Source organism: Brevundimonas sp. (assembly GCF_046295595.1).
Taxonomy (GTDB): Bacteria; Pseudomonadota; Alphaproteobacteria; order Caulobacterales; family Caulobacteraceae; genus Brevundimonas.
On sequence record NZ_JBKBMX010000011.1, the window covers coordinates 50271 to 72670 of the forward strand.

Below are 22400 nucleotides of genomic sequence, written 5' to 3' on the forward strand. Positions count from 1 at the left end.
ATGGGTTGAAGGCCGCGCGTCAGACGGGGCTCCAAGGGACAAGGAAACGCACATGGCACGAGTGGCTCTGGTGACGGGCGGCACCCGCGGCATCGGCAAGGCGATCGTTCAGCGCCTCAAGGAGGACGGCCTGTCCGTCGCCGCCGGCTATTCCGGCAATGTCGAGGCGGCCGAGGCCACGGCGCGCGAACTGGGCGTCACGATCGTCAAGGGCAATGTCGGCTCGTTCGATGACTGCGCCCGCGCGGTCAAGGAGGTCGAGGACCAGCTGGGGCCGGTCGACATCCTGATCAACAACGCCGGCATCACCCGCGATGGCTTCTTCCACAAGATGACCGCCGACCAGTGGTCGGACGTCATTCGCGTCAACATGGATAGCGTGTTCAACATGACGCGCCAGGTGATTACCGGCATGCGCGATCGCGGCTTCGGCCGAATCGTCAACATCAGCTCGATCAACGGTCAGAAGGGCCAGATCGGCCAGACCAACTACTCCGCCGCCAAGGCCGGGATGATCGGCTTCACCAAGGCGCTGGCGCTGGAGAATGCGCGCAAGGGGGTGACGGTGAATTGCATCGCGCCCGGATATATCGACACCGAGATGGTCGGGGCCATGGACGAGAAGGTGCTGGCCGGAATCATCGCCCAGATCCCGGTCGGAAGACTCGGGAAAGGCGAGGAAATCGCCGACATGGTGTCGTGGCTGGCCGGGGAGCGTGCCGGATATGTCACAGGCTGCACCCTGTCACTGAACGGCGGTCAGTATCTGGTCGGCTAGGGCGCGGCCGCCCAAAATCCGCCGCGCAAGGATTCCACGACTGACAACATGGAGTTGACGGCAAGGGTCAGAACGGCGGGACGGCCGCTTCCGGCCGCGATGGCGATCGCCCTCGCGGCGGCGATGCTTTCGCTGCTGTCGTTCGCCCCGCAAGCCGCCGCCCAGATCCGCGGCAATGTCCAGGCCGAAGAAAGCCAGAGCCTGCGCGACCGGCGGCCGCAGCCCCCGAGCCTGCCGCCCGTGGGCCGCTATGTCGCCGAGTCCGGCGAGGGCTTCATTCTCGACCGGTCGGGCCGCCACCCGCTGCTGCGCTTCGACCGCCGCGACGAGACCTGGGTGCTGCGGCCCAGCGCCGCGCCGCGCGGCGACGTCATCTATCGCAACGACGCCGGCCAGCAGGTGCTGAGGGTGACCCCCGGCGGCGGCATGACGGTCTATACGCCGGGCGCGCCCGGGGGGTCGCCCGCCTCCTTCAACGGCTCCGGCCCGAGCCTGAGCCCGCCGACGCTGGGTCCGGTGCTGCTGTTCCGCCTGATGGCCCAGCGCAGCGCCCTCGTCAGTCAGGCCGTGGGCCGGCTGGTCGAGGTCAATCTGGACGGCGACCAGTCTGAATCCCTGTGCGTCGAGGCGATGATCGTCACCACCGAGTCGGTGGTCCGCATCGCCCGCTCGCCGAGCGCCCGGCAGTACATCGCCGATCTGCGCAGCATCACCATCGTCGAGGGCCCGCGCGCCGGGGTGACCTATTCGCGCGGTCGGCTGACGGTCACCGTCGATCCGGACGAAGGCCTGGCCGGGCGCCCGTCCTCGGCCCGGGTAATCCGCGCCATCCTGCCCCGCTAGAAACTGTCCTTGGCCGCGCGCCGCGCCGCGAACCCGGCGAGGTCGGCGGCGCGCAGGAAGGGATTGAAGGCCTTTTCCGCTCCCAGGGTGGTCGGAACCGTCGGCTCTCCCCGCTCGCGCGCGGCGAATACCTCAGCGGCGCGCGCCGCCATTTCCGGCCGGTCGTCGAGGCTGAGGGCGAAGCGGGCGTTGGCCGCGGAATATTCATGGGCGCACCAGATCGTGGTCTCGTCGGGCCAGGCGGCGAGGGTTTGCAGGCTGTCCCACATCTGCTCCGGCGTGCCTTCGAACAGACGTCCGCAGCCGAGGGTGAACAGGACGTCGCCGACAAAGGCATGGCCCCCGGCGGCGTCGCGGTAGACCACGTGGCCAAGGGTGTGGCCGGGCGTGTCCGTCACCTCCAGCGCCGTGTCGCCGAGCCGAACGACATCGCCGCCACGGACGATCCGGTCCAGCGGCGCGGCCTTGCGCACCTCCTCCGGTCCGACGATGGCGCAGCCGGTCGCCGCCTTGACCGCGCCATTGCCCTGGGTGTGATCCGGATGCCAGTGGGTGTTGAGGATCAGGTCGAGGCGGCCCCAGCCCGACTGATCCAAGTCGGCGAGGACCGCGGCGGCGTCGGGCGTGTCGATCGCGGCGACCGCCCCGGTGGCGACGTCGCGGGCCAGAAAGCCGTAGTTGTCGGACAGGCACGGAAACAGGCGTATATCGAGGCTCATGCCGCCTTGTAGCAGCGGCCCGAGCCCCGGCCTATGGTGAGCGGATGCGGCGCAGCATCGAGGACCTTCGCACCTTCTACGGCGAACCCGCCGGAACCCTTGCGCGCCGCTTGCTGGCGCGACGGCTGGAGGACGCCTGGGGGGAAGCGACCAACAGCGACGTGCTGGGGATCGGCTATGCGACGCCCTGGCTGGACGCCTTCGTCGGGGCGCGACGGGTGGTCGCCGCCATGCCCGGCGGTCAGGGCGTCGAGCCGTGGCCGTCCGTCGGGCGCAACCGCACGGTTCTGGTCGACGAGCGCCGCCTGCCGTTCGCGGCGGGCAGTTTCGACCGCATCCTGCTGATCCACGCCCTCGAAGAGGCCGACGACGCGGCCGGTCTGTTGCAGGAGGCGGTGCGGGCGCTGTCGCCGGCCGGGCGCATCATTCTGGTCGCCGCCGCGCGCGGGGGGATGTGGTCGCGGGTCGAGGCCACCCCGTTCGGCCACGGCCGGCCCTTCACCCGCCGCCAGCTGGAGCAGCTGGTGCGGGGAGCGGGGCTGGAGCCCACGGCCTGGTCGCAGACCCTGTATGTGCCGCCCTGGGGGCCGCTGCTGCCGTTCGCCGACGGCTTCGAACAGGTCGGCCGGCGCCTCATGCCGGGGGGCGCCGGCGTCATCCTGCTGGAGGCGACGCGCCGGGCCTACGCCCGCGTCCACCCGGGCAGCGCCGTGGCCGCCTCGACTGTGTTGAACCCCGGCTTCGCCCCCCATCCGGCGTCGCGCAACCGCCGCGGCGGGACCTGAGCCGCCCTGATCCGCCCCGGGGGCGCTTTGCAGCCGGACCGACAGGCCCTAAAGGGCGGGCATGCAGAGACTGATCCTGATGCGGCACGCCGAGGCCGAACGGGCGCCGGGGCCCGGCTCCGACCGCGACCGGCCGCTGGCGGCCCGGGGACGCGACGACGCCGCCGCCATGGGTCGGGCGCTGGCGGCGCGCGGCCTGCGCCCGGATCTGGCGCTGGTGTCGCCGGCGAAGCGCACGCGCCAGACCTGGGACCTGCTGCATGACGCCTTCGGCGACGTTCAGGTCCGCGACGACGCGGCCTTGTACAATGGCGAGGCGGACACCCTTCGGCGCCTGATCGAGGCGGCCGAGGACGAGGCCGGCTGTCTGATGGTCGTGGCGCACAATCCGGGCATCCATCTGCTGGCGGTGGAATATCTGGTCGAGGGGGCCGCTTCCCCGTCGATCCTGGACCGCATGAGCGGCGGATTCCCGCCGGGGGCGGCCGCCATCTTCGGCGTCGACGTCGCCGGACGGCCGACGCTGGAGGGCTATCTGCAGCCGCGCGATCTGGCGACCGGATGAGCGGGGTCGCCTACAAGCTGGTCGAGCGGGCGGACTGGGAGGCGGCGCGAGGAGCCGGCGCCTATGCCGGCTCGGCGGTCGATCGCGTCGACGGCTACATCCATATGTCGAGCGCCGGTCAGGTGGCGGAGACGGCGCGCCGACACTACGCCGGCCGGCCGGACCTGGTGCTGGCGACGGTGGAGCTGGCGCGGCTGGGCCCGGCCCTGAGGTGGGAGGCGTCGCGCGGAGGCGAACTGTTCCCGCACCTGTACGGCCCCCTGCCGATGGCCGCCGTCACCGCCGAACGCGCCCTGTCGGTCCGCGACGACGGGGTGATGGCGTTTGAGGATGGAGCGGTCGGATGGCCCTGACCGACTTCGCCGCCGCCGCCCTGCGCCGGCTCGATCCGGAGACCGCGCACCAGTTGGCCATACGCGCCCTGAAGATGGTCCCGCTGCCCACGCCGGGCGCGGACGATCCGGTGCTGGCGACCTCGTTCGCCGGCCTGAGCCTGAGCAATCCGGTCGGTCTGGCGGCTGGCTTGGACAAGAATGGCGAGGCGCTGCACGGCCTGTCGCGACTGGGCTTCGGCTTTATCGAATGCGGCTCGGTGACGCCGCGGGCGCAGCCCGGCAATCCCCGCCCGCGCCTGTTCCGCCTGGCGGAAGACCGGGCGATCATCAATCGCATGGGGTTCAACAACGCCGGGCTGGAGGCCTTCGCCGCCCATCTGGTGAAGCGGCCGGGCGGGGCCGTGGTCGGGGCCAATCTGGGGGCCAACAAGGACACCGAAGACCGCGCCGCGGACTATGTCGCCGGACTGACGCGGCTGCGAGGCCTGGCCGACTATGTCACCGTCAACGTCTCCTCGCCCAACACGCCGGGACTGCGCAATCTGCAGGGACGGGCCGCGCTGGACGACCTGCTGGGGCGGCTGGCGGAGGTTCGCGGCGGCGACGCCACGCCGGTCTTCCTGAAGATCGCGCCGGATCTCACCGAGGCCGAGATCGGCCTGATCGTCGAGGCCGCGCTGGACCACGGCATCGACGCGCTGATCGTATCCAACACCACGCTGGACCGGCCCGATAGGCTGATGTCGCCCTTGCGCGGCGAGGCCGGCGGCCTGTCGGGCGCGCCGCTGAAACACCGGGCCGCGGCGGCCCTGCGCGCGGCGGCCGCCGCTTCGGCCGGGCGGTTGCCGCTGATCGCCGTGGGCGGCGTCGATTCGGGGGCCGAGGCCTATGCCCGCATCCGCGACGGGGCTTCGGCAGTGCAGGTCTACAGCGCCCTGATCTATGAGGGGCCCGGCCTGATCGGGCGGATCAAACGGGATCTGGCGGCGCGCCTGCGGGCCGACGGGTTCTCCACAGTCGGAGCCGCCGTCGGAACCGCCCGTTGACGGAGCGTTAGGGCCATTTCGGCATGATGCCGCCCGGGCGAATTCGCCCGGTCCGGGGGAGTCGCATGGCGAACGCCAAAGCCGAGATGCGCGCCGCCGTCGACAGTTGGGCCGGAGCCATCCGCCAGCGACGCAAGGCGCTGGTGCAGCGGCTCGGCATGGCCGCGGCCTGCGCCCTGGTGTTCAGCCCCCTGCTGGGTTGGTCGGTGGGGGTCAGCTGGGTGCTGGGCTATTTCGCGGTCCAGCTGATCGACCTGTGGATCTTCAGCCCGGTCAACAGCGGCCGCACCGAGCGCCTGCATGGCCTGCGACGCTTCGCCGGCGACCTCATACTGGTTGCCAACGCGGGGTATTTCGGCAGCCTGGCCGTGCCTTTGTGGATCGTGGGCGGCCCCATGGGGGGCATCTGCGCCGCCATGATGCTGTCGTCCGGGGCGATCTATTCGATGATCAACGCCCCGCGCTCGACCTCCGTCCTTGTCCTGACGGTGACGCCCCAATTTCTCTATCTGGCCTCGACCCCCTTCTTCATGGCCGCGTTCGGCGCCTCGCCGGCCTTTCTCACGGCGGCTTCGATCGCCGTCGCCGTGTTCATCGCCTACTGCCTGTCGACCTGGCAGAGGATGAACCAGGCGCGGGTCGCCGAATCGGCGGCGCGGGTCCAGGCGGACGAGAAGCGGGCCGCGGCCGAGCGTATCATGGAGGGTCGCAGCGCCTTTCTGGCCATCGTCGGCCACGATCTTCGCACCCCGATCAGCGCTATCCTGACCGGCTCCGCCGAGCTGGAGCGGGGGGCCACGGACGGCTCCGCCCGCGCCCAGGCCCGGCTGATCAGCGACGCCGGCTATATGATGAAGGCACTGCTGGACGATCTGCTGGACCACGCCAAACTTGAGGCCGGCCATCTGACCGTGGAAACCGTCGACTTCAATCTGCGCGAACTGCTGAACCAGTCGGCCCGCCTTTGGCGCGGACCGATCCGTGCCAAGGGGCTGAAGCTTCGGATCGAGGGGGCGGCGATGGCGCCCGGCGCGGTCCGGGGCGATCCGATGCGTCTGCGTCAGGTGCTCAACAATCTGATTTCGAACGCGGTGAAGTTCACCGCCGAGGGCGCCATCACCCTGCGTCTGACGGCCTGGCCCGAGGACAGCGGCGGCCACGCCGTGCTGATCGAGGTGTCGGACACCGGCCCCGGCATGTCGAACAGCCAGCTGGGCCGTCTGTTCACCCCGTTCGACCAGACCGCCGACGGCGTCAGCTCCCGGCACGGCGGCACCGGACTGGGGCTGGCGATCAGCCGGCAACTGGCCGAACTGATGGGCGGCCGTCTGACGGCCCGCAGCGCCCCCGGTCAGGGCGCCAGCTTCACCCTGGCTCTTCGGCTCGAAGCCGGAAACGCCGGGTCCGCGGTCACACCGGAGTTCAACCGGGAGAGCCGCCACGCCATCGCCCGGGCCCTGTCGACCGCCACCCGGCCCTCCGCCGATGCGCCCCGAGCGCTGGCTCCGTCGCAGGCCCGTGAGGCCGCCCCGCGGGTTCAGCCCGACGTCACGGCGCCGACCGGCGAGGCCGGCGCCGGCGAGGACGAGGACCGTCCGATGCGGGTGCTGGTCGTCGACGACCACGACATCAATCGCCGCGCCATCCAGTTGATCCTGCAGCCACTGGGCTGCGACATCGCCACCGCCGCCGACGGCATGGCGGCGCTGAAAATCTGCGAGACCTCCAGCTTCGACCTGATCTTCATGGACGTGCGGATGCCCGAGCTGGACGGTCGCGAGACCACCCGCCGCATCCGCGCCGGCGGCGGCCCCAACGCCGCCGCGCCGATCATCGCGGTGACGGCCGACACCGCGCCCGAAGACATCGCCGCCTGCACCGACGCCGGCATGACCTATTTCGTGCCCAAGCCGATCACCGCCCCGATGCTGCTGGGAGCCGTCAACCACGTCATGACCATGGCTCAGGCCGAAGACGAGGCCGAGTCCGCCGCCGCCTGACCGCGGACCCCGGCGACCAGCCGGGCGGGGAAGTCGCCGGCCTTCATTCCGCATTCCCAGACCGTGACCACGCGCCAGCCCCCCGCCTCCAGCGCCGCGCGCGACGCCGCGTCGCGGGCGCGGTTGCGGTCGATCTTGGCGGTCCAGTAGGCGGCGTTGGCCTTGGGCTGGCGAGCGCCGCGGGCGCAGTCATGGCCATGCCAGAAACAGCCGTGCACGAAGACGACGGCGCGCCGGCCCTGCATGACCAGATCGGGTCGCCCCGGCAGGCCGGCGCCGCCGAGACGGTAGCCGATGCCGGCCGCGCGCAGAATGCGGCGCACGGCCAGTTCGGGCGCGGTGTCGCGGCCCTTCACCCGCCGCATCACGGCGCTGCGATTTTCGGGGGAGAAGACGTCGGTGGTCATCGGCAATCCGCGCTCAAGCAGCGAGCGGCCGCGCCGTGAGCGATAGCGCCCTTCCCTAGAGCTGCGTCAGCAGATGCTCGGCCGAGGACACCTTGAACTCGCCCGCCTGTTCGACGTTCAGCTGCTCGACCACGCCGTCCCGGACGAGCATCGAATAGCGCTGCGAGCGCTCACCCATGCCGAAGCCCTTGGCGTCCATCGACAGGCCGAGGGCGCGGGTGAAGTCGCCGTTGCCGTCGCCCAGCATGACGATCTCGTCCTTGCCGATGCCCTGGCTGTCGGCCCAGGCGCCCATGACGAAGGCGTCGTTGACCGACAGGCAGGCGACGGTGTCGATGCCCTTGCCGGTCAGGTCGCCGCGGTGATCCTTGAAGCCCGGCAGGTGCCGCGCCGAACAGGTCGGCGTGAAGGCCCCCGGGACGGCGAACAGGGCGACGGTCTTGCCGCCGAAGATCTCATCGGTCGAGACGGGGCGCGGGCCGTCATCGGTGGCGCGGGTCAGGGTGGCCGAGGGGATGCGGTCGCCGATCTGGACGGTCATGGCAGGCTCCGGGGGGTGAAGGTCGATGGGCACCAGATAGGCGCTGGCGGGGCCCGCGCCAACCTTTCCCTCGCCGCCTGGCCTTGCGCCGGCCGTCGCCGGTCCCGATGATAGAGGCATGGACCAATTCCATTCCCTCGCCGGGCGGCTGCTGGTGGCCATGCCGGGCATCAGCGACCCCCGGTTCGAGCACGCGGTCATCCTTGTCTGCGCCCATCGTCCGGACCACGCCATGGGCCTGCGGCTGGACCGGCCGGCCCCCGGGGTCGATCTGAAGAAGGTCCTGACCAGGCTGGATACCCCGGCCCCGGACTCCGCATTGGACCGGCCCGTGCTGGTCGGCGGGCCGGTCGAGCGCGAGCGCGGCTTCGTGCTGCACACCGCCGACTGGCTGGCCGAGGACGCATCGCTGGCCTTCGGCGACGGCCTGGCCATGACCGGCACGCGCGAGGCGCTGACGGCGATGGTCGATCCCACCGGGCCGCGCCGCTCGGTCCTGCTGCTGGGCTATGCCGGCTGGGGCGAGGGCCAGCTGGAGGAGGAGCTGGGCGAGAATGTCTGGCTCACCGCCGAGGCCGACGCTGACCTGATTTTCGACGCCGACTACGACGGCAAATGGAGCAAGGCCCTGGCGGGGCTGGGCGTCGACCCGGCGCGGCTGTCGGGACAGAGCGGGCGGGCCTGAGACTCAGGCCGACCGCGCCCGGATCGGCGCCGAGCCGTCGGCCAGCGACTCGTTGAGATAGACTTCGGCCTCCTGGGCCGGCAGGGCGGGGGCGTAGCCGAAGCCCTGGCCGTAGTGGCACTGGGCGTCGAGCAGCAGTTTGGCGAGGCCGGCGTTCTCGACACCCTCGGCGACCACCTCCAGCGACAGGTCGCGGCCGAGGTTGACGACCGATTTGACGATCTTGGCCGAGCCCTCGTCCTTGTCCATGGTCAGAACGAAATAGCGGTCGATCTTCAGCGTATCGAACGGCAGCTTGGCCAGCCACGTCAGGGACGAGAAGCCGGTGCCGAAATCGTCGAGCGCCAGCGAGGCCCCGGCCTCGCGCAGCCGGGTCAGGGTGGCGGCGGCGCGCGTGGTGTCACGCATGATGTCGCCCTCGGTCACCTCCAGCTTCAGCGCGCCGCGCGGCAGGCCGGAGTCCTCGATGATCCGCGCCACGTCCTCGACCAGATTGGCCCGTTCGATCTCGCCGACCGACAGGTTGACGCTGCAGAACAGTCTGCCCGCCGACGGATGCCGGACCAGCCATTCGGCCAGTTGCCGCGCCGCCTGGCTCATCATCAGCAGGCCGAGCTCGTTCATCAGCCCCATCTCGTCGGCGAGGCCGAGGAAGTCGTCGGGCGGGACGAGGCCGCGTTGCGGGTGGCGCCACCGGGCCAGGGCCTCGAACCCGGCCACGGCGCCGGTCTTCAGATTGACGACCGGCTGGTAGAAGGGCTCGATCTCGCCGCGCACGAAGGCGTTGCGCAGGTCGGCCTCGAGGGCCAGCCGGGACAGGCTGTCGGTCTCCAGCGCCCGGCCATAGGCGGCGGCCCCGCCGCGCCCGGCGGTCTTGGCCTGTTCGACGGCCAGCTCGGCGCGGCGCAGCAGTTCGGCCGCATCGGAGGCGTCAGGCCCGCCCTCGGCGGCCACGGCGCCGATCGAGACCGTCGGATAGATGTCGAAGCCGGCGACCCTCAGGGGCTGCTCCAAGGCCTCCCGCAGGCGTTCGGAGGCGGCGCCCGAGCCGCGCGGCACGAGGACCGCGAACTCGTCCTCGCCGACCCGGGCCGGACTGGCCTCCTGGGCGAAGGCGCCATTCAGACGCGAGCCCAGCGCGGCGAGCACCAGATCGGCCCGCTCATGCCCCAGCGCCTCGTTGAGACGGCGCAGCCGGTCCACGTCGGCCACGACCAGTTCGTAGTCACCGGGCTGGGTCAGGGTCTCGCCGGCGCGGGCGAGGAAGGTGCGGCGATCCAGCAGGCCGGTCAGGTGGTCGCGGTGCGAGGCCGCGAACTTGGTCTCCAGCGCCACCACCCCGGCGGCGCGCAGACCGTCCTCAAGCCAGACGCCGCGCCAGATGCAGGTTTCGGAGTCGCGCATGCGAAGGCGCACGGCGACCTCCGTACCTTCGGCCTGCGGCTTGAGGATGCGCTCGGCCAGCGACCGGTCCTGCGGAATGGCCACGGCGGTAAAGGCGGCGCCCGAGCACTCCGGGGCCAGCGGGCCGAGGCCCAGCGCCCGGGTCGCGCCGGTGAAGCGCATCTGGTCGTCAGACGGGGTCCAGATCCACAGGGCCGCATCGGCGGCGGCCAGCGCCTCTATCGCGGTCGTCGCGTCCCAGGCCAGACTTCTGGAGCGAGTGTTCACGACGCGCGACCGTTCCCGAGAAAACGGCCTCAAGGATCACCCGAGATCAGCCGCGGCGTCCAGCGCCCTCATTGACGACGCCGAACAGCAGATGATCTGCCCAAGCGCCGTTAATTTTGAGATAAGCCCGGGCCCGCCCCTCCAGCTCGAAGCCTGACTTTTCCAGCACCCGGCGCGAGGCCTGGTTGGTCGGGACGCAGGCCGCCTCGACCCGGTGCAGCCTCAACTCGTTGAAAGCGTGCGCCACCACCGCCCGCGCCGCCGCGGTGGCGTAGCCCCGTCCGGCGACCGGTCGGCCGATCCAGTAGCCGAGGGTTCCCGCCTCCGCCACGCCGCGGCGGACGTTCGACAGGGTGATGGCCCCGACCAGCGACTGGTCGACGTCAGCGAAGATGAAGAACGGGCAGGCGTGACCGGCCTCCATCTCGCGGGTGTAGATCGACAGGCGGCGCCGGAAGGCGGGACGGGTCAGGTCGTCCTCGGGCCAGGTCGGCTCCCACGGCTGCAAATAGGCGTGCGACTGCCGGCGCAGGGCGGCCCAGGGCTCATAGTCGGCGATGCGCGGGGGACGCAGGGTGACCCCCTCCCCCTTCACGACCAGGCCGGTCGCCTCATTGATCCAATCCAGCAGGGCCATGCGATCAGGATAGTCCCCGGGCGGTCAGCCGAAAAGGGCGTCGCGGAAGGCCGGTCCGGCCGCGGCGGCCGCCTTCGGACCCAGTACGGCGGTGGCCGCCCGACCGGGCGCCAGCAGCGCGGCGGCGGCGGCGCGGACATCGTCGACGCCCTGGGCGAGGGCGCGGTCGGCCATGGTCTGGGACGGGATGGTCGAGCCGAAGATCAACACCTGGGCCGCGGCCCGCCCGGCCCGCGCCGCCGGGCTCTCGTCCGACATCCACAGGCCGGCGTTCATCACCGCCTTGGCGCGCGACAGTTCGGCGGGCGTCGGGCCGTGCTCGGCCAAGGCGCGGATCTCGGCGGCGCAGACCCGGGCCAGCTCCACCGCCCGGTCGGCCGAGGCCCCGGCGTAGACGCCCAGCAGGCCGGCGTCCTCATACGGTTCGTGATAGGCGTCGATGGCGTAGGCCAGCCCCCGCTCCTCGCGGGCGCTCTGGAACAGGCGCGAGGCCATGCCGCCGCCGAGGATCTCGGTCATCAGCCGCGCCGCCGCATAGGACGGGTCGGCGGCCGAGGGGGCGGGCAGCTGGAAGACGATATTGGCCTGTTCGATGCGGCGCGACAGGGCGGCGTGGCCGCCGGTGAAGCGCGGCGCGTCGGGCGTCTCGGCGGGGGTCGCGGTCTGGTCGCCGAACCAGCGCTCGGCGAGGGCCAGCAGTTCGGTCTCGTCGACCGCGCCCGAGGCGGCGATCACCATCCGGTCGGGCGAATACAGGCGGGCGCGCCACTCGCTGATCGCGGCGCGGGTGATCGGCTTCAGGCTGGCGACCGAGCCGAGGATCGGCCGGCCCAGAGGCTGGCCGTTGAAGGCCCGGGTCTGGGCCATTTCGAAGACGTGGTCGTCGGGAGTGTCGAAGGCCTCGGCGATCTCCTGCGCCACCACATCCTTCTCGCGCTCGATCTCTTCGGGGTCGAGGGTCGGGCGGAACACCAGATCGGACAGCACCTGCATGGCCAGCGGCAGGGAGCCGTCGAGGGCGCGGACCTCGAAACTGGTGCGCTCATAGCCGGTCGAGGCGTTCAGCGAACCGCCCTCGGCCTCGATCCGCTCGACGATCTCGCGCGCGCCCATGTCGCCGGCGCCCTTGAAGACCAGGTGTTCGAGGCAGTGGGACCAGCCGGAGCGGGCCTCGTCCTCCCATTTGGCGCCGCCGCGCACGGCGACGGTCAGGGCCAGGGTGCGCAGGCCGGGCATAGGATCGCAGACGACACGGACGCCATTCGACAGGGTATGGAGCTGGGCGGTCAGGAGGGTCTCTCTTCCCGGTCGTCGTCCGCGCGTTTCACGGCGGGCGGCGGGGTCAGTTTGCGGCGGAGCAGGGCGATATAGAAAGCCGCCAGGGTCAGCGCCAGTCCGAACCAGGTGATCGCATAGCCGAGATGGTTGTTGGAGAAGGCGGCGGGGGGCGCCGAGGGGCTCAGGGCCAGCCAGTCTGGATTGGACGAGGTCAGGGCGAACAGGGTCTGGGGGGCGACGGGGCCCTCGACCCCGAGCGCCCGGGCCATGGCGGCGTTGTCGCGGGCATAGAAGCGGCGGCCTTCGGCGGCGAGGGCCATCGGCCCCGGCGCCGGCGTCTCGCGCACCTCGGCGACCAGTTGCACCGGCGTGGCGCTGGCCCAGGTCGGGGGCCGGGCGGACACGACGTCGGCGACGAAGCCGCGGTCGACCAGCAGGGTCTGACCGTAGCCGGGATGCCGGCAGGCCGAGATCAGGCGGACGCCGGCCTGGCCCGCCTGGATCGACTGCAGTTCTACATAGGGCGCGCTGGCCAGGCCCGGGCAGGTCAGGGACACCTTGCGGAACTCGACATCCGCCGCGTCGAGGACCTCAGACGGCGCGGCCGGCGGGAGGGACGCCGCCGCCCCGGCCTGGGCGATCAGGTCCTGTTTCCACTGCAGCCGCTGCACCTGCCAGACGCCCAGCCAGACCAGCAGGGCCAGCAGCAGGGCCGAGGCGATCGTCAGGATCCAGGGAAAGCGGCGCATCAGTCGCGCTCCGTGCGGTTACGCATCTGCAGGGCGATCATCACCCCCTTGCCCGGCCGCATCAGGCCCAGCGACAGGCCGGCGACCAGCGGCAGGGCGACCAGCAGCATGGCCCAGATCGGCGGGTTCCATGCGATCTGGGCGAACAGGACCCCGAACACGACCGGAGCCCCGGCGATCTGCATCACGAAGACGGCCGCGCCGTCGCCGGTGTTGAGCCGGGTGAAGTCGAAGCCGCAGACGCGGCACTGCTTCACGACCTCGAGAAAGCCGGAGAACAACGGAGCCTTGCCGCAGTTCGGGCACCGGCAAAGCAGACCGGCGCGGATCGGGTCGATCCGCGCCGGCTGAAGGTCTGGAACGGGAGTCCCCTGCGTCACCCGAAGGCGACGTAGACGAAGGCGAACAGGAACAGCCAGACCACGTCGACGAAATGCCAGTACCAGGCGGCGGCCTCGAAGCCGAAATGCTTCTCCGGGCTCATCTGGCCGGCCATCAGGCGCAGCAGGCACACCAGCAGGAAGATGGTGCCGATCAGGACGTGGAAGCCGTGGAAGCCGGTCGCCATGAAGAAGATCGAACCGTACAGGCCCGAGTTCAGCGCCTCTTCGTTGAAGAACAGGTTCTCATGGAGAATGTGCTGGTACTCATACGCCTGGATGGCGGTGAACAGCACGCCGAGGGCGACGGTGATGGCGAGGCCGATCTTGGTCGCCTTGCGATCGCCGACCTGCAGGGCGTGGTGCGCCCAGGTCACGGTCGTGCCGGAGAGGAGCAGGATCAGGGTGTTCAGCAGCGGCAGCTGCCAGGCGTCCAGCACCTCGATGCCGCGCGGCGGCCAGGTCGACCAGGCGGCGGCCGTCTCGGCCCAGTTGCCGATCTCGGGCACATGGGCGCGCGCCTCGTTGAAGATCGCCATCTCGAAGAACATCCAGAAGAAGGCGGCGAAGAACATCACCTCGGAGGCGATGAACAGGATCATGCCGTAGCGCAGGCCGATCGAAACGACCGGGGTGTGGTCGCCGGCGCGGCTTTCCTTGATGACGTCGGCCCACCAGCCGGCCATCGAGACCAGCACGCCGGCGAGGCCGGCGAAGAACAGGGCCGCCTGTCCGTCGCCGAACAGGGCCAGGGCCACGGGACCCGACTCGGCCGGAACCAGACCCTTCATCCACACCACGGCGCCGATCATCAGGACGACGGTGGCGATCGATGACACCAGCGGCCACGGGCTGGGATTCACCAGGTGGTAGTCGTGATGCGGAGTGGCGTGGGCGTCGGCCATCTGAGTCTCTTGCAACGGTCGAGAAGCGGGTTGGGGCAGGCTATAGCGTCCGCTATCCGGCCGCGCCAGTGGCTGGCGCCGCGTTTGCGGCCAGGTCGGCCCCCCTGGTCGGGTAGAAGGTGTAGCTGAGGGTGATCTCGCGCACGCCGCGGCTCTCGCGGTCGGTGGCCATTTCCGGGGCGACGAAATACTGGACCGGGAATTTCATCGTCTCGCCGGGCTGGATGGTCTGCCCCTCGAAACAGAAGCACTGCAGCTTCTGGAAATAGGGCCCGGCCCGCTCCGGCACGACATTGTAGGAGGCCGTGGCGTGGATCGGCTGGTCCGAGGTGTTGGTCACGTCGAAGAAGGCCATGCCGGTCTCGCCGATACGGACCCGCTGGCTGACCTGTTCGGCGCGGAAGATCATCGGCAGGCCGCGCACATTGGTGTCGAAGCGGATCAGCACGGACTCGTCCAGCACCGTATCGGGCGCCTTCTCGGCCTTGCGGACGGTGCCGTCGAAGCCGGTCACCTGACAGAACATCCGGTACAGGGGCACGGCGGCGAACGAGGCGCCGGTCATGCCCATGACGCCGAGGACGCAGGCGATGGCGATCAGGTTCTTGCGGTCCATCGCGCGGCGCCTCACCCGGCGGGGGCGACGGGCTGGCCCGCCGCGACCGTGGCCTGACGCTGTTCCATATTGCCCGCCAGCTTCAGCACCGTGGTGGTGAAGACCAGCACGATGAAGGCCACCAGCACGGCAGCGAGGGCGATGTTTCGCTTCTTGCGCGAAGCCATTTGTTCCGGGGTCAGGCGCATCATGGCGGCTACAGGCTCATCGTTGGCGTCAGGCTCTCGACCAGCAGGGCCGCGAACAGGGCCATCAGATACAGGATCGAGAAGGCGAACAGGTTACGCGCCGGTTTGGCCTCGGCGCGGACATCATACAATGCGGCCTCTCGCCCCACGGCCTCGGCCTTGTCGGGCTCGTCCCCGGCGCGCGAGCGCCACAGCCGCGCGGCGAGGAACAGGAAGCCCAGCCCGCCGGCGATCGAAACGACCAGATAGACCGGCCCGCCCATGCCCGTGAGCCCGGGCGCGATGGCCACGGGGACGAAGGCCAGGGTGTACAGGAGGATCTGCAGCCGGGTCGATTTCGCCCCGCGCGCCACCGGCATCATCGGGATGCCGGCCTTGGCGTAGTCGCCGGCCGAATACAGGGCCAGGGCCCAGCTGTGCGGCGGGGTCCACAGGAAGATGATCAGGAACAGCAGCCAGGCCTGCCACGGCGTCGAGCCGGTCGCCGCGGCCCAGCCGATCACCGGCGGGAAGGCGCCGGCGGCGCCGCCGATGACGATATTCTGCGGCGTCCGCCGCTTCAGCAGCAAGGTGTAGAAGCCGGCGTAATAGACGATGGTCATGGCCAGCAGGCCGCCGGCCAGCCAGTTGGTCGCCATGCCCAGCAGCATGACCGAAAAGATCGACAGGATGACGCCGAAGGTCATGGCGTCCTGGCGCGACACCCGCCCCGCCGCCACCGGCCGGCCGCGCGTGCGCCGCATCAGGGCGTCGGTCTCGCCCTCCAGCGCCATGTTGAGCGCCCCGGCCGCGCCGGCCCCGACGGCGATGCACAGGATGGCGATGGCCGCCGTCAGCCAGCCGATCGCGCCGTCGGCCACGACCAGGCCGGTCACCGCGGTGAAGATCACCAGCGACATGACGCGCGGCTTCAGCAGCTGGAAGAAGTCTTCCGGCTGGGCGGTCGAGATGGTCGTGGCGGCGGCGGGTGAGGGCATGGTCTTTCTAACGTCTGAGGGCCGCCCCCTGTGCAGGAGCGGCCCCCGGTTTTTTCGTTCCGGTCGGACCGGACCTAGTGGTCGTCGCCCTTGACCACCGGCAGTTCGTTGAACTGGTGGTGCGGCGGCGGCGAGGACAGGGTCCACTCCAGGGTCGTGGCGCCTTCGCCCCACGGATTGTCGACGCCCGGACGACGGCGGATGGCCGCCTCTGCCAGCATGACGAGGAAGACCCCGACGCCGACGATGGTGACGACATAGCCGATCGACGAAACCTGGTTCCACAGGGTGTAGCCGTCAGCGTAGTCGACGTAGCGGCGCGGCATGCCCTGCAGACCGAGGAAATGCTGCGGGAAGAACACCAGGTTCACGCCGATGAACATGATCCAGAAGTGCGCGGCGCCGAGGAACTCGTTGTACTTCACGCCGAACATCTTCTCGAACCAGTAGTAGAAGCCTGCGAAGATCGCGAACACGGCACCCAGCGACAGGACGTAGTGGAAGTGGGCGACGACATAGTAGGTGTCGTGCAGGGCGTAATCGATGCCGGCGTTGGACAGGACCACGCCGGTCACGCCGCCGACGGTGAACAGGAAGATGAAGCCGATGGCCCACAGCATGGGCGTCTTGAAGCTGATCGAACCGCCCCACATCGTCGCGATCCAGCTGAAGATCTTCACGCCCGTGGGCACGGCGATGATCATGGTCGCGGCGATGAAGTAGGCGCGCAGGTTCACGCTCATGCCGACCGTGTACATGTGGTGCGCCCACACGATGAAGCCGACGAAGCCGATGGCGACCATGGCGTAGGCCATGGCGAGGTAGCCGAAGATCGGCTTCTTCGAGAAGGTCGAGACGATGTGCGAGATCATGCCGAAGCCCGGCAGGATCAGGATGTAGACCTCGGGGTGGCCGAAGAACCAGAACAGGTGCTGGTACATGACCGGATCGCCGCCGCCGGCGGGGTCGAAGAAGCTGGTGCCGAAGTTGCGGTCGGCCAGCAGCATGGTGATGGCGCCGGCCAGGACGGGCAGCGACAGCAGCAGCAGGAAGGCGGTGATAAGCACCGACCAGGCGAACAGCGGCATCCGGTGCAGGGTCATGCCCGGGGCGCGCATGTTGAAGATGGTGGTGATGAAGTTGATGGCGCCGAGGATCGAGCTCGCGCCCGCGACGTGCAGGGCGAAGATCGCCAGATCCATCGCCGGGCCCGGGTGGCCCATGGTCGACAGGGGCGGATAGGCCGTCCAGCCGCCGCCGAAGCCCTTGCCTGGGCCGCCGTCGACGAACAGCGACGTGATCAGCAGCACCCAAGAGGCGACCAGCAGCCAGAACGAGACGTTGTTCATGCGCGGGAAGGCCATGTCCGGCGCGCCGATCATGATCGGCACGAACCAGTTGCCAAAGCCGCCGATCATCGCCGGCATGACCATGAAGAAGATCATGATCAGGGCGTGGCCGGTGACGACGACGTTGTAGCCGTGCTTGGTCTGTTCGACGAGGCCGAGCAGCGAAACGCCCGAGCCTTCACGGAAGATCTGGATGCCCGGCTCGGCCAGTTCCCAGCGGATCAGGCCCGACAGGGCGCCGCCGACGATGCCCGCCATGATGGCGAAGATCAGATAAAGGGTGCCGATGTCCTTGTGATTGGTCGACAGGAACCAGCGGGTGAAGAAACCCGGCTTGTGGTCATGTTGCCCGTCGTGGTCGTGGGCGAGGTTCGCAGCTGCGGTGGCCATGGTCTTTGGGGCTCTCGCGTATCGTTACTGGGCGGCCGGAGCGGCCGGAGCGGGCGCAGCTGCGGTTCCGGTCGGCTGTTCGGTCGGGGTGGTGGCCGTCTGGGCCGTCGGGATGGCGCCGCCGTCGGCGGCCATCGCATCGGAGGAGACGTTGCGCGAGGCGACCGCACCGGTGGTGCCGGCCTCGATCTGCGCCGCCGTTCCGCCCGGAGCCTGTTCCGCCGTCCGCGGCGTCATCGAACCGCCCTTGGAGGCGACCCAGGTCGCGAACTCGGCGCGCGACACGACATTGATCTGAATCGGCATGAAGGCGTGGTCGACGCCGCACAGTTCCGAGCACTGGCCGTAGTAGATGCCCGGGCGTTCGGCGCGGAACCAGGTCTCGTTGACCCGGCCCGGGACGGCGTCGGTCTTCAGGCCGAAGGCCGGCAGGGCGACGGCGTGAATCACGTCGGCGGCGGTGACCAGCAGGCGGACATTGGCGCCCACCGGCACCACCATCGGCTCGTCGGCGGCGAGGCGGTACAGGCTGTGCGGCATGCCGCGCTGGGCGACCTCTTCCTCCGGCAGCATGTTGGAGATGTATTCGGGTACGCCCTGGTCCGGGTACTCATAGGCCCAGTTCCACTGGTTGCCGGTGACCTTCACGGTCAGATCCGGCTCCGGCATGTCGTGATAGGCGAACAGCAGGCGGAACGAGAACAGCGAGATGAAGACGAGGATCAGGACCGGCACGACCGTCCAGATCACCTCGACCAGGGTGTTATGGCTCCACTTGGCCGGGACCGGGTTGGACTTCTTGTTGTAGCGGACCACGATCCAGATCAGCAGACCCAGCACCAGCAGGCAGATGAAGGTGATGATCGGCATCAGGACGGCGTCATGGAACATATGCGCCTGATGCATCAGCGGTGCAGCCGGCGTCTGAAGCCCCACAGCGCCGTCGGTCGGCTGGCCAACCAGCTCTTGCGCCGCGACCGGTGCGGCGGCGAAAAGAGCCAGGGCCGCGGCGGCCATGCCACCGCTGATCAGACCCCGGGCCCGCGTGCCCATCCCCATGCGAGACATCCTCATAAACCGTTCTGTCGCAAACGCTTGCGAGTGAATCGCAAGCAGGCGCCTGGGCGGAGGCCCACGGCGGTTCTTGGCGGGGTCCATATCGCCCTCCCCCGCGATTGCCAAGCGATTGGACGCCGCACCCGCATCCGGGAGGCGGATTAAATCGCTGTCATGTTTCGCCAGCTACCTTGCACCACCAGATACCTTGCGATACCTCTTGCTCCATCAGAGGAGACGCCGAGGTGCCTGAAACCATTGAAATCCAGCTGAAGAAGGGAGCGCTCACCCTGTGCGTGCTGGCCCTTCTCAACCGCCACGACAGCTACGCCTATGAGATCGCCTCGACCCTGTCGGAAGCGATCGACATGGGCGAAGGGACGATCTACCCGCTGATGCGGCGGATGCAGTCCGACGGCCAGGTCGAGACCTATCTGGTCGAATCGTCCTCCGGCCCGTCGCGAAAATACTATCGCCTGACCGACGCCGGCCGGCGCGCCCTGGAGGCCCAGACCTCCGAATGGCGCGCCTTCGTCACCGCCGTCGAGGGCGTCATGAACGCCGACGCCGAACCGGCCCCGCCGGTCGCCGTCGCCAACACTCCTGCAGCGACTGCAGAAAGGGGAGCTGAACAATGACCCGCGCCGAATTCATGGGCCGCCTGAGGCGAGGCCTCGTCGGCATGCCGACCGCGGCCGCCGCCGAGATCGCGTCCGACTACGAGATGCATTTCGAGGACGGCGTCGCCGCCGGCCGCACCGAGGCGGAAGTCGCCGCGGCGCTCGGCGATCCCGACCGCCTCGCCCGCGAACTGCGCGCCGAAGCCGGCGCCCGTCGCTGGGACCAGGAAAAGAACCCGTCCGCCGCCGCCGCCGCGGTGTTCGCGGTGCTGGGACTGGGGGCGATCGACATCCTGATCCTGCTGCCCATCCTGATGGGCGTGGTCGGGGCCCTGTTCGGCTTCTTCATGGCCGCCATCGGCCTGTTCATCGGCGGCGGCGCCGTGATGGTCGCGGGTCCGTTCGCCGGCTTCCCCGGCGGTCCGCTCGCCGCGATCCTCGGCGGACTGGGCATGATGGCCGGCGCCACGGCGATCGGCGCCCTGACCGCCATCGCCACCATCCTGCTGGTCAATGCGACCGTCTGGTTCGCCCGCCTGCACTACCGGCTGCTCAAGCCGGCCCTTGAACCCCAAGCCCAGGCCTGAGGAGAGATTCGCATGATCCGCACTCTTTTGATCATCACCGGCGCAAGCCTGGTGCTCTGCGCCGCCTCGCTGGCCGGGGCCGCCGCCCTCGGCGGCAACGACCTGGCCCGCAACGGCTGGTCGTGGACCTTCCGCGAGAGCGGGCATGAGGAGACCATCCGCTTCGAACGCGCCGACAACGGCCCGAGGGTCACCCGCACCCTGGCCTGGGACGGGAGCGACCGGCTGGATATCGACGTCGCCGCCGACGTCACCTACGTCCAGGGCGATGAGGCCTCCGTCGAGGTCGTCGGTCCCCGCGAACAGGTCGAGGGCCTGCGCCTCAGCGCCGGTCGGTTGACCTTCGACGACGGCGACGAGAACGTCGAGGTGGTGACGTTCGGATGGCACAATAGCGACCGGCTGCAGATCACGGTCACCGCGCCGTCGGTCCGGACCTTCGACGTGTCAGGCTCGGGCGAGCTGATCATCCGCGACTATGACCAGCCCGATCTGGCCGTCACCATCAACGGCTCGGGCGAGGTCGATGCGACGGGCCGCACCGAAACCGTCGATCTGGACATCTCGGGTTCCGGCGAGGCGGACCTGTCGGGCCTCGAGACCCGTGACGCCGATGTCGACATCTCCGGTTCCGGCGAGGCCCAGGTCGGTCCCACCGGCGCGGCGCGGATTTCCATCGCCGGCTCCGGCGACGTGGATCTGACGCGCCGGCCGGCCAGCCTCACCCAGAGCATCTCGGGGTCCGGCGACGTCAATCAGCGCTGACCCGGGGCCGGGGCAACGCCCCGGGGCTTTTTCCCGCCGCGACGGAGGGTGGGGCCGGTGACTTCGCTGGCCCCACCCCCTATCTGAACGGCATGACCCTGCCCGTCTCGCCGCCCGCCATCCTCGAATCCGCCGACGTCACGCCCGACGAGGCCCTGTCCATCCTCCAGGAGGCCCTCGCCGGCGCCGACGATGGCGAGCTGTTCCTCGAACAATCCGAGCTGGAGTCGCTCGTCTTCGACGACGGCCGCCTGAAGTCCGCCGCCTATGACGCCGCCGGCGGTTTCGGCCTGCGCGTGGTGGCGGGGGAGACCGCCGGCTACGCCCACGCCAACGAGATCAGCGCCGCCGCCCTCCGTCGCGCCGCCGACAGCGCCGCCCTCGCCAAGGCCGGCCATGCGGCGGTGGTGGCCGAGGCCCCGCGCGCCACCAACCAGAGGCTTTATGACGCCGTCGATCCGCTGGCCTCGCCGGCCTTCTCGGACAAGATCGCCCTGCTGTCGGAGATCGACGCCTGGGCGCGCGCCCGCGACCCGCGGGTGGTGCAGGTCTCGGCCTCGCTGGTCGGCGAGCGCCGCAATATCGAGATCCTGCGCGGCGACGGCCGGCGCGTCTCCGACCTGCGGCCGCTGGTCCGGCTCAATGTCTCCGTCACCGTCGAGAAGGACGGCCGGCGCGAGAGCGCCTCGTCCGGCGCCGGCGGCCGCGCCGGCTTCGAGACCTGGATCGCGCCCGAACGCTGGCAGGGCCAGGTCGACGAGGCCCTGCGCCAGGCCCTCGTCAATCTGGAGGCGGTCGACTGCCCGGCCGGCGAAATGGACGTGGTGCTGGGCGCCGGCTGGCCGGGGGTGCTGCTGCACGAGGCCATCGGCCACGGCTTCGAGGGCGACTTCCACCGCAAGGGCTCGTCGGTCTTCTCCGGCAAGATGGGCCAGCGCGTCGCCGCCCCCGGCGTCACCATCGTCGACGACGGCTCCATCGCCGGCCGCCGTGGCTCGCTGAGCATCGACGACGAGGGCACGCCGACCTCGCGCACCGTGCTGATCGAGGACGGGATCATGGTGGGGCTGATGCATGACCGGCTGTCGGCGCGTCAGCTTGGGACGCGCGCGACGGGCAACGGCCGGCGCCAGTCCTTCGCCCACATGCCGATGCCGCGCATGACCAATACCTTCATGGAAGGCGGCAGGGACAGCCGGGCCGACATGATCGCCTCGACGAAGCGCGGCCTCTATGCCGCCAATTTCGGCGGCGGCCAGGTCGACATCACCAACGGCAAATTCGTCTTCCAGTGCACCGAGGCCTATCTGATCGAAGACGGCAGGATCACCGCCCCGGTCCGCGGCGCGACCCTGATCGGCGACGGGGCCACGGCGCTGATGAACGTCAGCATGGTCGGCGACGACTTCGCCTTCGATCCGGGCGTCGGCGTGTGCGGCAAGGCCGGCCAGGGCGTCCCCGTCGGCATCGGCCAGCCCAGCCTCAAGATCGGCGGGCTGACGGTGGGCGGCACGGCGGTTTAGGTCTG

Annotated in this window: 26 protein-coding genes; 12 read left to right on the forward strand and 14 right to left on the reverse strand. The window is 70.0% G+C overall.

Features of this window, described 5'->3' with window-relative positions; translation table 11 throughout:
• Positions 1-52: 52 nt before the first annotated feature.
• Together phbB and ACK4JY_RS09125 are read left to right on the forward strand one after the other, a co-directional pair.
• Positions 53-778 carry an acetoacetyl-CoA reductase gene (phbB, locus tag ACK4JY_RS09120; RefSeq protein WP_409604893.1) on the forward strand — a complete coding sequence of 242 codons (726 nt, stop codon included), beginning with the start codon at positions 53-55 and terminating at the stop codon, positions 776-778.
• Positions 779-877: 99 nt separating this feature from the next.
• Positions 878-1621, forward strand: a complete 744-nt coding sequence (locus ACK4JY_RS09125; RefSeq protein WP_409604895.1) for a DUF4908 domain-containing protein — start codon at positions 878-880, stop codon at positions 1619-1621.
• On the opposite strand, the gene gloB is transcribed toward ACK4JY_RS09125, so the two are convergent.
• Positions 1618-2340 (reverse strand): hydroxyacylglutathione hydrolase, encoded by a 723-nt coding sequence (gloB, locus tag ACK4JY_RS09130; RefSeq protein ID WP_409604897.1) that lies wholly within the window; start codon positions 2338-2340, stop codon positions 1618-1620. The genes ACK4JY_RS09125 and gloB overlap by 4 nt on opposite strands.
• 44 nt (positions 2341-2384) lie before the next feature.
• Here gloB and ACK4JY_RS09135 point away from each other — a divergent pair, with 44 nt between their 5' ends.
• The 5 genes from ACK4JY_RS09135 (at position 2385) to ACK4JY_RS09155 (ending at position 7071) form a co-directional block, all read left to right on the forward strand.
• On the forward strand, positions 2385-3125 hold the full coding sequence (locus tag ACK4JY_RS09135; protein ID WP_409604899.1) for a class I SAM-dependent methyltransferase: 741 nt from the start codon (positions 2385-2387) through the stop codon (positions 3123-3125).
• Positions 3126-3186: 61 nt separating this feature from the next.
• On the forward strand, positions 3187-3690 hold the full coding sequence (locus ACK4JY_RS09140; RefSeq protein WP_409604901.1) for a SixA phosphatase family protein: 504 nt from the start codon (positions 3187-3189) through the stop codon (positions 3688-3690).
• Positions 3687-4043 (forward strand): DUF952 domain-containing protein, encoded by a 357-nt coding sequence (locus ACK4JY_RS09145; RefSeq protein WP_409604903.1) that lies wholly within the window; start codon positions 3687-3689, stop codon positions 4041-4043. The genes ACK4JY_RS09140 and ACK4JY_RS09145 overlap by 4 nt, the downstream gene beginning before the upstream one ends.
• Positions 4034-5071 carry a quinone-dependent dihydroorotate dehydrogenase gene (locus tag ACK4JY_RS09150; protein WP_409604905.1) on the forward strand — a complete coding sequence of 346 codons (1038 nt, stop codon included), beginning with the start codon at positions 4034-4036 and terminating at the stop codon, positions 5069-5071. Before ACK4JY_RS09145 ends, ACK4JY_RS09150 begins: the two co-directional genes overlap by 10 nt.
• Before the next feature lie 65 nt (positions 5072-5136).
• Positions 5137-7071, forward strand: a complete 1935-nt coding sequence (locus ACK4JY_RS09155; protein ID WP_409604907.1) for an ATP-binding protein — start codon at positions 5137-5139, stop codon at positions 7069-7071.
• Here ACK4JY_RS09155 and ACK4JY_RS09160 read toward each other — a convergent pair.
• On the reverse strand, positions 7035-7478 hold the full coding sequence (locus tag ACK4JY_RS09160) for a very short patch repair endonuclease (RefSeq protein WP_409604909.1): 444 nt from the start codon (positions 7476-7478) through the stop codon (positions 7035-7037). The two genes, ACK4JY_RS09155 and ACK4JY_RS09160, sit on opposite strands and share 37 nt — an antisense overlap.
• 55 nt (positions 7479-7533) lie before the next feature.
• Complete coding sequence (locus ACK4JY_RS09165) at positions 7534-8019, reverse strand: peroxiredoxin (protein WP_409604911.1); 486 nt, start codon at positions 8017-8019, stop codon at positions 7534-7536.
• Positions 8020-8137: 118 nt separating this feature from the next.
• On the opposite strand from ACK4JY_RS09165, the gene ACK4JY_RS09170 reads away from it, so the two are divergent.
• Positions 8138-8704 carry a YqgE/AlgH family protein gene (locus ACK4JY_RS09170; protein ID WP_409604913.1) on the forward strand — a complete coding sequence of 189 codons (567 nt, stop codon included), beginning with the start codon at positions 8138-8140 and terminating at the stop codon, positions 8702-8704.
• 3 nt (positions 8705-8707) lie between these two features.
• Here the strand turns inward: ACK4JY_RS09170 and ACK4JY_RS09175 are convergent, their stop codons facing one another.
• The 11 genes from ACK4JY_RS09175 to coxB all read right to left on the reverse strand — a co-directional run bounded on the left by ACK4JY_RS09175 (position 8708) and on the right by coxB (position 18903).
• Positions 8708-10375: a putative bifunctional diguanylate cyclase/phosphodiesterase gene (locus tag ACK4JY_RS09175; protein ID WP_409604914.1), complete on the reverse strand. Its 1668-nt coding sequence runs from the start codon at positions 10373-10375 to the stop codon at positions 8708-8710.
• Positions 10376-10421: 46 nt separating this feature from the next.
• Positions 10422-11012: a GNAT family N-acetyltransferase gene (locus tag ACK4JY_RS09180; RefSeq protein WP_409604916.1), complete on the reverse strand. Its 591-nt coding sequence runs from the start codon at positions 11010-11012 to the stop codon at positions 10422-10424.
• A 24-nt stretch (positions 11013-11036) separates the two neighbouring features.
• Positions 11037-12248 carry a M16 family metallopeptidase gene (locus ACK4JY_RS09185; protein WP_409604918.1) on the reverse strand — a complete coding sequence of 404 codons (1212 nt, stop codon included), beginning with the start codon at positions 12246-12248 and terminating at the stop codon, positions 11037-11039.
• Between the two features lie 50 nt (positions 12249-12298).
• Positions 12299-13039: an SURF1 family protein gene (locus ACK4JY_RS09190; protein ID WP_409604920.1), complete on the reverse strand. Its 741-nt coding sequence runs from the start codon at positions 13037-13039 to the stop codon at positions 12299-12301.
• On the reverse strand, positions 13039-13419 hold the full coding sequence (locus tag ACK4JY_RS09195) for a DUF983 domain-containing protein (protein ID WP_409604922.1): 381 nt from the start codon (positions 13417-13419) through the stop codon (positions 13039-13041). Before ACK4JY_RS09195 ends, ACK4JY_RS09190 begins: the two co-directional genes overlap by 1 nt.
• Entirely contained in the window at positions 13416-14324 is a 909-nt protein-coding gene (locus ACK4JY_RS09200) for a cytochrome c oxidase subunit 3 (RefSeq protein WP_409604924.1), read from the reverse strand. Before ACK4JY_RS09200 ends, ACK4JY_RS09195 begins: the two co-directional genes overlap by 4 nt.
• A 52-nt stretch (positions 14325-14376) precedes the next feature.
• Positions 14377-14940: a cytochrome c oxidase assembly protein gene (locus ACK4JY_RS09205; RefSeq protein WP_409604926.1), complete on the reverse strand. Its 564-nt coding sequence runs from the start codon at positions 14938-14940 to the stop codon at positions 14377-14379.
• Positions 14941-14951: 11 nt separating this feature from the next.
• Complete coding sequence (locus ACK4JY_RS09210; protein WP_409604928.1) at positions 14952-15131, reverse strand: hypothetical protein; 180 nt, start codon at positions 15129-15131, stop codon at positions 14952-14954.
• Between the two features lie 5 nt (positions 15132-15136).
• Positions 15137-16105, reverse strand: a complete 969-nt coding sequence (gene cyoE / locus ACK4JY_RS09215) for a heme o synthase (RefSeq protein ID WP_409604930.1) — start codon at positions 16103-16105, stop codon at positions 15137-15139.
• Between the two features lie 74 nt (positions 16106-16179).
• Positions 16180-17844 carry a cytochrome c oxidase subunit I gene (ctaD, locus tag ACK4JY_RS09220; RefSeq protein WP_409604932.1) on the reverse strand — a complete coding sequence of 555 codons (1665 nt, stop codon included), beginning with the start codon at positions 17842-17844 and terminating at the stop codon, positions 16180-16182.
• A 24-nt stretch (positions 17845-17868) separates the two neighbouring features.
• Complete coding sequence (gene coxB / locus ACK4JY_RS09225; RefSeq protein ID WP_409604934.1) at positions 17869-18903, reverse strand: cytochrome c oxidase subunit II; 1035 nt, start codon at positions 18901-18903, stop codon at positions 17869-17871.
• A 242-nt stretch (positions 18904-19145) separates the two neighbouring features.
• Between coxB and ACK4JY_RS09230 the strand changes: the two genes are divergently transcribed.
• The 4 genes from ACK4JY_RS09230 (at position 19146) to tldD (ending at position 22395) form a co-directional block, all read left to right on the forward strand.
• Complete coding sequence (locus tag ACK4JY_RS09230) at positions 19146-19538, forward strand: PadR family transcriptional regulator (protein ID WP_409604936.1); 393 nt, start codon at positions 19146-19148, stop codon at positions 19536-19538.
• Entirely contained in the window at positions 19535-20107 is a 573-nt protein-coding gene (locus tag ACK4JY_RS09235) for a DUF1700 domain-containing protein (protein ID WP_409604938.1), read from the forward strand. The genes ACK4JY_RS09230 and ACK4JY_RS09235 overlap by 4 nt, the downstream gene beginning before the upstream one ends.
• Positions 20108-20119: 12 nt before the next feature.
• Entirely contained in the window at positions 20120-20872 is a 753-nt protein-coding gene (locus ACK4JY_RS09240; RefSeq protein ID WP_409604940.1) for a GIN domain-containing protein, read from the forward strand.
• Between the two features lie 92 nt (positions 20873-20964).
• Positions 20965-22395 carry a metalloprotease TldD gene (gene tldD / locus ACK4JY_RS09245; protein ID WP_409604942.1) on the forward strand — a complete coding sequence of 477 codons (1431 nt, stop codon included), beginning with the start codon at positions 20965-20967 and terminating at the stop codon, positions 22393-22395.
• Positions 22396-22400 lie beyond the last annotated feature (5 nt).

What these genes read in the sequence shown, in the direction of transcription:
- phbB (WP_409604893.1), top strand. Translation starts at nt 53, where the DNA reads ATGGCACGAGTGGCTCTGGTGACGGGCGGCACCCGCGGCATCGGCAAG.
- ACK4JY_RS09125 (WP_409604895.1), top strand. Translation starts at nt 878, where the DNA reads ATGGCGATCGCCCTCGCGGCGGCGATGCTTTCGCTGCTGTCGTTCGCC.
- gloB (WP_409604897.1), bottom strand. Translation starts at nt 2,340, where the DNA reads ATGAGCCTCGATATACGCCTGTTTCCGTGCCTGTCCGACAACTACGGC.
- ACK4JY_RS09135 (WP_409604899.1), top strand. Translation starts at nt 2,385, where the DNA reads ATGCGGCGCAGCATCGAGGACCTTCGCACCTTCTACGGCGAACCCGCC.
- ACK4JY_RS09140 (WP_409604901.1), top strand. Translation starts at nt 3,187, where the DNA reads ATGCAGAGACTGATCCTGATGCGGCACGCCGAGGCCGAACGGGCGCCG.
- ACK4JY_RS09145 (WP_409604903.1), top strand. Translation starts at nt 3,687, where the DNA reads ATGAGCGGGGTCGCCTACAAGCTGGTCGAGCGGGCGGACTGGGAGGCG.
- ACK4JY_RS09150 (WP_409604905.1), top strand. Translation starts at nt 4,034, where the DNA reads ATGGCCCTGACCGACTTCGCCGCCGCCGCCCTGCGCCGGCTCGATCCG.
- ACK4JY_RS09155 (WP_409604907.1), top strand. Translation starts at nt 5,137, where the DNA reads ATGGCGAACGCCAAAGCCGAGATGCGCGCCGCCGTCGACAGTTGGGCC.
- ACK4JY_RS09160 (WP_409604909.1), bottom strand. Translation starts at nt 7,478, where the DNA reads ATGACCACCGACGTCTTCTCCCCCGAAAATCGCAGCGCCGTGATGCGG.
- ACK4JY_RS09165 (WP_409604911.1), bottom strand. Translation starts at nt 8,019, where the DNA reads ATGACCGTCCAGATCGGCGACCGCATCCCCTCGGCCACCCTGACCCGC.
- ACK4JY_RS09170 (WP_409604913.1), top strand. Translation starts at nt 8,138, where the DNA reads ATGGACCAATTCCATTCCCTCGCCGGGCGGCTGCTGGTGGCCATGCCG.
- ACK4JY_RS09180 (WP_409604916.1), bottom strand. Translation starts at nt 11,012, where the DNA reads ATGGCCCTGCTGGATTGGATCAATGAGGCGACCGGCCTGGTCGTGAAG.
- ACK4JY_RS09185 (WP_409604918.1), bottom strand. Translation starts at nt 12,248, where the DNA reads ATGCCCGGCCTGCGCACCCTGGCCCTGACCGTCGCCGTGCGCGGCGGC.
- ACK4JY_RS09190 (WP_409604920.1), bottom strand. Translation starts at nt 13,039, where the DNA reads ATGCGCCGCTTTCCCTGGATCCTGACGATCGCCTCGGCCCTGCTGCTG.
- ACK4JY_RS09200 (WP_409604924.1), bottom strand. Translation starts at nt 14,324, where the DNA reads ATGGCCGACGCCCACGCCACTCCGCATCACGACTACCACCTGGTGAAT.
- ACK4JY_RS09205 (WP_409604926.1), bottom strand. Translation starts at nt 14,940, where the DNA reads ATGGACCGCAAGAACCTGATCGCCATCGCCTGCGTCCTCGGCGTCATG.
- ACK4JY_RS09210 (WP_409604928.1), bottom strand. Translation starts at nt 15,131, where the DNA reads ATGATGCGCCTGACCCCGGAACAAATGGCTTCGCGCAAGAAGCGAAAC.
- cyoE (WP_409604930.1), bottom strand. Translation starts at nt 16,105, where the DNA reads ATGCCCTCACCCGCCGCCGCCACGACCATCTCGACCGCCCAGCCGGAA.
- ctaD (WP_409604932.1), bottom strand. Translation starts at nt 17,844, where the DNA reads ATGGCCACCGCAGCTGCGAACCTCGCCCACGACCACGACGGGCAACAT.
- coxB (WP_409604934.1), bottom strand. Translation starts at nt 18,903, where the DNA reads ATGGGGATGGGCACGCGGGCCCGGGGTCTGATCAGCGGTGGCATGGCC.
- ACK4JY_RS09235 (WP_409604938.1), top strand. Translation starts at nt 19,535, where the DNA reads ATGACCCGCGCCGAATTCATGGGCCGCCTGAGGCGAGGCCTCGTCGGC.
- ACK4JY_RS09240 (WP_409604940.1), top strand. Translation starts at nt 20,120, where the DNA reads ATGATCCGCACTCTTTTGATCATCACCGGCGCAAGCCTGGTGCTCTGC.
- tldD (WP_409604942.1), top strand. Translation starts at nt 20,965, where the DNA reads ATGACCCTGCCCGTCTCGCCGCCCGCCATCCTCGAATCCGCCGACGTC.